The organism is Streptomyces xingningensis (assembly GCF_054957865.1).
Window position 1 is genome coordinate 1 of record NZ_JBDJPF010000120.1, and the last position, 6,021, is coordinate 6,021.

Annotated in this window: 3 protein-coding genes and 1 pseudogene; 3 read left to right on the top strand and 1 reads right to left on the bottom strand. The window is 69.0% G+C overall.

Annotation, left to right across the window (positions count from 1 at the left end):
• Window positions 1–446, top strand: a pseudogene (locus ABCR83_RS31920) (hypothetical protein); the annotation flags it as partial.
• A gap of 16 nt (window positions 447–462) precedes the next feature.
• On the opposite strand, the gene ABCR83_RS31925 reads toward ABCR83_RS31920, so the two are convergent.
• Window positions 463–939, bottom strand: coding sequence for a MarR family winged helix-turn-helix transcriptional regulator (locus ABCR83_RS31925; protein WP_462698758.1), 477 nt, complete (start codon window positions 937–939; stop codon window positions 463–465).
• Window positions 940–1,066: 127 nt separating this feature from the next.
• On the opposite strand from ABCR83_RS31925, the gene ABCR83_RS31930 reads away from it, so the two are divergent.
• Window positions 1,067–1,906: an NAD(P)H-binding protein gene (locus tag ABCR83_RS31930; RefSeq protein ID WP_462698759.1), complete on the top strand. Its 840-nt coding sequence runs from the start codon at window positions 1,067–1,069 to the stop codon at window positions 1,904–1,906.
• 199 nt (window positions 1,907–2,105) lie between these two features.
• Window positions 2,106–6,021 (top strand): FG-GAP repeat domain-containing protein (locus ABCR83_RS31935; RefSeq protein WP_462698760.1); only part of this gene is annotated, 3,916 nt, incomplete at its 3' end.

Below are 6,021 nucleotides of genomic sequence, written 5' to 3' on the forward strand. Positions count from 1 at the left end.
TGGCCGAGCGGGGCGCCCTCGCCCTGGCCGCCGTCACCCACACCGAGCGGCAACTACGCCTGACCGGGCGCGAAGTACGCGACCTCGCGCCGCTCGCGGGCGAATGGCTGCTGCGCGGCGCCTCGGTACGCGACCTGCGGGACGCCCTGACCCTCGGCCTGCCCCAACCCGTCCACTCGGCAGCCGGACTGGTCCGCGACCGCCTCACCCGCAAAATGCCCGACATCCCCACCATCCGGCAACAACTCGCCTCAACACCCCCACCACCCCCACGGTCACTGTGCCCGTGCGCAGGAGACTGCGGACGCATGATCCGGCCCGTCACAGACGAAACACACTGCCGCGACTGCCGCTCGGAGCAGACCGCGGAGGGGGCGGAGAGGTACACATACGACACCGCCAAGCGCGGGGCGTCCGCCGTCCGCGCCGCACTGCGGGGCGACTGAACTACCCGTCCGCTGACTACCCGTCCGCCGGGCCGGCCTCCAGCAGCCGCTCGGCCTGCTCCCGGCCGACGGCCGAGGTGCGGGCGAGGTAGTCGCCGATGATGGCCAACTCCTTGTCCGTGTAGGCCGCCAGCACCTCCCGGAAGGCTTTGCCGGGGGCGTCCCACGCCTTGCCGACCCGGTGCAGGGAGGCGCCCGCCAGGGTGACCAGAGTGCGCCTGCGGTCCTCGGGGTCGGTGTGGCGCTCGGCGAGCTGGGCCTTCTCCAGGCGGTCCACCAGGCGGGTGGCCGAGCCGGGGGTCAGGCCGGTCAGTCTGGCGATCTCGCCGGTGCTCAGCGGCCCGTCCTCCATCTCGAGCAGGCTCAGGCACTGGAGGTCGGTGGGGTGCAGGCCCAAGTGGCAGGCCAGGGCCTGGTTGAAGACGGTGTACACGGCGTAGTGCCGACGGCTTTCGCCCATGATCCGCTGCAGCAGCTCTGCCCGTTCCGGCACCGGTGCCACCTCCATGCTCGGGATGCCCGCTAAATTACTTGCGTGACGCGATCTTTGCGCGACACAATCTTTTCGCGGCGCAGCCTTCGGCGCCGCTTGAGCATCTTACGAAAGGCGCGACACCACCATGACCACCCTTGTCACCGGCAGCCGCGGCCGTGTGGGCCGCACCCTCATCGACCTCCTGCACGCCCAGGGACACCCGCTAAGGGCCGCCTCCAAGACTCCGGAGAAGCTCCGGCTCCCGGATGGCACGCCGTCGGTGCGGTTGGCCCTCGACGATCCGGGGACCTTCCCCGCCGCGCTGGCGGGGGTCGACTTGGTGTTCCTGTACGCGGAGGCGTCCCGCATCGACGCCTTCCTCGCGGAGGCCGCGAAGGCGGGGGTGGGACACATCGTGCTGCTCTCCTCGTCCAGCGTGCTGGCCCCGGACGCCGCGACCAACGCCGTCGCCCGCTCGCACTGGGAGACCGAACGGGCGCTGGCCGCCTCGCCGATCGCCTCGACCTTCCTGCGGGCCGGCCACTTCGCCACCAACGCCCTCCAGTGGTCACACGCCTTCCGGACCACCGGCGTCGTACGGCACCCCTACCCCGAGGCGCACACCGACCCCGTTCACGAGCGGGACATCGCCGAGGCGGCCTTCGCCGCCCTCACCGATCCGGGCAAGCGGGGCGGCACACATGTCCTCACCGGGCCCGAATCACTGTCGTTCCGGGAGCAGTTGACCCGCATCGGCCATGCCGCCGGGCGGACCGTCGCCGTCCGGACGGTGGACCCCGAGGAGTGGAAACGGGAGATGTCCGCCCATGTCCCGGACCACCTCGCGGACACGCTCCTCGCCCTGTGGCAGGCCGCCGACGGCGTCCCCCTGGAAGTCACCGACGGGGTGGCGGAGTTGACCGGCCACCCGGCCCGTTCCTTCGCCGTCTGGGCCGAGGATCACGCGGCCGCGTTCACCGCCTGACGGCCGGATCCCTCCGGCAGCGGCCAGGTCGCAGCCGACTGCGCCGGAACGCATGATTCTCGACCTCTTTACGGCAGCGGTCCGCACAGCGGACCGGAGGGTGTGCGGCCGGTGCCGCAGTGCTTCCATGCTGGGCAACGCGCGGCACACAGGCCGCGTCTCGCCCTCAGCCGAGCACTCCGAACGAGAGGAACACCGCATGACCTCCAGTGCCGATGGCACCGCGGATGCGGCCCCCGCACCCGGCGCCGAGACAGCCGCGGCCGATTGGTTCTACCTGCGGGACACCATTCATGTGAACGGTGCGCTGGCGGAGGAGATACGCGCGGGAAAGCTGGCCCCCGGCACCCGACTGGTGCTGACCGCGCGTGAGATCACCCATGACTCGGGATATGTGTTAACCCTCACCGGCTATCCGCTGCTGCTCGTGGCCGAGATCTACCGGGGCAACGGCGGAGCCATCGACACCTCCGGCCCGGCAGGCGCCGGCGGTTCGACAGGCGACTACGGGGGCACCGGTGGTGGCGCCGAGGGCCGCGACGGCAAGACGGGTGGGCCCGGGGGTAACGGTACGCCCGGAGGCACGGCCAGCCCGATCACGCTGCTCGCCGCGAAGGTGAGCGACATCAGGCTGATCGCGCGCGGTGGCAAAGGGGGCTCGGGCGGCAACGGAGGCCAAGGCGGACAGGGCAAGGACGGCACCAAGCCGCCCAAGGGCGGCGACGGCAGGGATCCCGGCAGCGGCGGAGGTGGCGGCCTCGGCGGCAACGGAGCGGTCGGAGGCACCGGCGCACAGATACGGACGGAGACAGTCGATCGCTCCGGTCTGTATGCCGACGGCAGCGGAGGAGATCCCGGAGCCGTCGGTCATGGCGGCGACGGCGGCAGGGGCGGCGGAGGTTGGGGCGGTCCCGGGGAACCGGGGCGTCAAGGCCGCGACGGCCTTCCCGGCCCGTCGGCAGGCCCAGGCGTCGAGCCGGTCCACCGCGCGCACACCACCGATTCCTGGTGGGCCATGGTGCGCGGGCAGCTCGGCGATACAAACGCCCGGGCCTGGGCCGAATACCGCACCAAAGTGGGGGAGTTCCTGTTCCGCGGCTACGCCCCGGGCCTGCCGGAGCGGCAGGACAACCGGGCGGCGGCAGGCCACGAGTTCAGCCAGGCGCTCGTTCTCGCGCCGGGCCAGGCCCGCGCGACAGAGCTGTCCCAGTATATCGCGAACAACCTGACCCCCATCGGGGTGCCCTATGACGCCGACATCCTCCCGGACTTCCCGGCCCTGAAGCAATTCGTCGCCGAATGGGGCCCGTTGGTGCTGAGTGTGTACACCGCGGCGACGAACCTGCTGCTGTTGAGCATCACGGAAGCAAAGAAGATCCAGCTCATCGAAGTGGAAAAGCAGCACCTCACCGAGATGAAGGGCGTCCTCACTACGGAGCGGGCGGCGGCAGAGGCGGGGCTCAAGCACGCCAAAGGGCGCGCTGACCTCCTCGATCAGCAGCTGCAATCGATCCAGAAGCAACTCGACGCCGTGCGCCAGAAGATGGTCGAGGAACGGATGGAGTTTCCGCCCGGCAACAATCTCGGCTCGGTGTTCGGCATCGCCATCGCGATCGCCACGGCCGCCGCCGCCATCGCCAGCGCTATTGCCACTGCCGGCGCCACGCTGGTGGCATTCGCCGCCGCAGCCGGTCTGCTCGCCAAGACCGGCCAGGCCCTGGAGGGCTTCGACACCACAACCGGGAAATACCGTGACGGCAGCTACCTGGTCAACTGGTGGAAGGACGGCGAACTGCGCCCCGAGGCGAAGGAGGCGGTCGCCGGGCTGCAGAAACTCGGTGACCAGGCCACGAAGTTCATCGACGCGGGCCGGACGCTCGCCGAGCTTTTCACCGCCAAGGTCGACGGAAAACTGCAGAACGAGGAAAAGGACCTGCTGATCAGGCAGTTGGAGCTGGTACGGGAACGCTCCCTCCAGGTCATGGAGGTCGCCCAGAATCAGCTGAACGTGGCCACGGTCGACGCCAAGATCAGTCTCAACGAGAACGACGTCCGCCGGCTGACGCACCTCGAAGAGGGCTGGGTACACGACATCGCGCAACTGGCCGAACTCTCCCGCCGGATGATCGACCGGAACCAACACTACATGGATCTCCTGATGAAGTACTGGTTCTACGCCTGCCGGGCACTGGACCTGTTCACGCTGAGCAGCCACACCCCCACCTTCGCCTTCACCTTCGGCTACCCGCACCCGGACGACGTCGAGAACGCCTATCTCCCGCTGTCCCGAGGTGATGACAGCCGGGTGAACGACCTGCTGCGCCTGTACCAGGAACCCACGAACCAACTGCTGGCGGTCGCGGCTCTGACGGACGAGTACACCGACTACCAGAACAACCTGGACACGGACGTCCGCTACCTCCATCTGAACGCCCCCGAGACACTGGCCTCGCTCAAGAACCACGGAACCGCCACCTTCGCCCTCACCCTGGACGATTTCCCCTCCGGCCGCTCAGAGCTGAAGGTTGTGCAAGTGGGCGTCGGGCTCCTCGGCGCCACAGCCGCCGATCCGAGCGTGACCGTCGTGGTCGAGCACACGGGCCCGGCAACCAACCGGTACCGGGACGGCAGTCCGCGCAAGCCGGTCGCCGGCCCCCGCTCCAGCACGCTCCAGGCGTCGTTCGACAAACTGGACCACAGCAACCCCCTCGACACCAGGCCGTCCTTCTGGGGGCGCAGCCCGGCGGCAACGTGGCGCATCACCCTCGAACCCGCCAAGGACGCCAGGCTGGATCTGACCGGCCTGAGCGAGCTGTACATCACCATCCGGTACAAGTACTACCGCGGACAGCCGCCATCCGGGCCGGCGGCCGCGCCCATGACCCTGGTGGCGGACTTCGACGGGGACGGCAAGGCGGACCAGGCGGTCTGGCAGCCCGCGAACGGCCTCTGGCGCATCCAGCTCTCATCGGGCGGCGCCGCCATCACCACTGCCCTGGGCTGGCCCGGGGACCTTCCGGTTCCCGCCGACTACGACGGGGACGGCAAGGCTGACCTGGCGGTCTTCCGGCCGAGCAACGGCAAGCTCTACACGCGGCGCCTGCTGGGCGGCCCGCTGGTGGTGTTCGAGTGGGCCGCCCCTGACCACGTCCTGACCACTGGCGAGCAGGCCGGTGCGGAACTCCTGTCCATCGCCCTCAAGACGCGCGCCTCTCAGTTGTTCTGGGCACAACGTGCTCCGGAGGCGATCGAGCCGCAGCAGGCGGCGTGCGGCCTGCTGCGGCGGCTGGCACAGCTGGACCTCCGCTACCGGCCCCAGGTCGCCGAGGCACTCGTTGCCCTGACGTACTACCTGGGCCCAGCAGGCCGCTGGGACGAAGCTGTTGTCACCGGACAGGAAGCCGTTGCCTTCGCCAGGAAGCTCGCCGCGGACAACCCCAACGACGACGACCTCGCCTACCTCGCCGCCAAGACAGCGATCGACGTCTCCCTGAAGTGGTGGGGGAAGCCCGAACTGCAGGCCAAGGCTGCCGACCTCGCCCTCCAGGGCACCGCCACCGCGGCCATGCTGGCCGCCAAGAGCCCCACCTACCGACAACAACTCACACAGTGGGCAGTCAGCCCGACCAGTGCCTTCCTCGCCATGGCCGGCCGCTGGGACGAAGCGGACCTGCTCGGGGCCCAGGCCATCGCGCTCTGCCGTGCGCTCGCGGCGGAGAACCCCACCGATGACAACCTCGTCTACCGCATTTCCTGGGCGTCCATCGACGTCGCTCTCCACCTATGGGCCAAACCAGAACTCCAAACAAAAGCAACCAACCTCACCGTAAAAGCCATCGAAAACCTACGACCCCTCGCCACCAAAAACCCCACCTACCGACCACAACTCGCACAATGGGCAGCCAGCCCAACCACCGCCTTCCTCGCCCAAACCGGCCGCTGGGACGAAGCAATCGCAATGGGCGACGAATCCCTCAACCTCTACCGAAAACTCATCACAGACAACCCCACCGACGACGACCTCGCCTACCACCTCTCCTGGGCATCCATCGACATCGCCCTCCACCTATGGGCCAAACCAGAACTCCAAACAAAAGCAACCAACCTCACCGTAA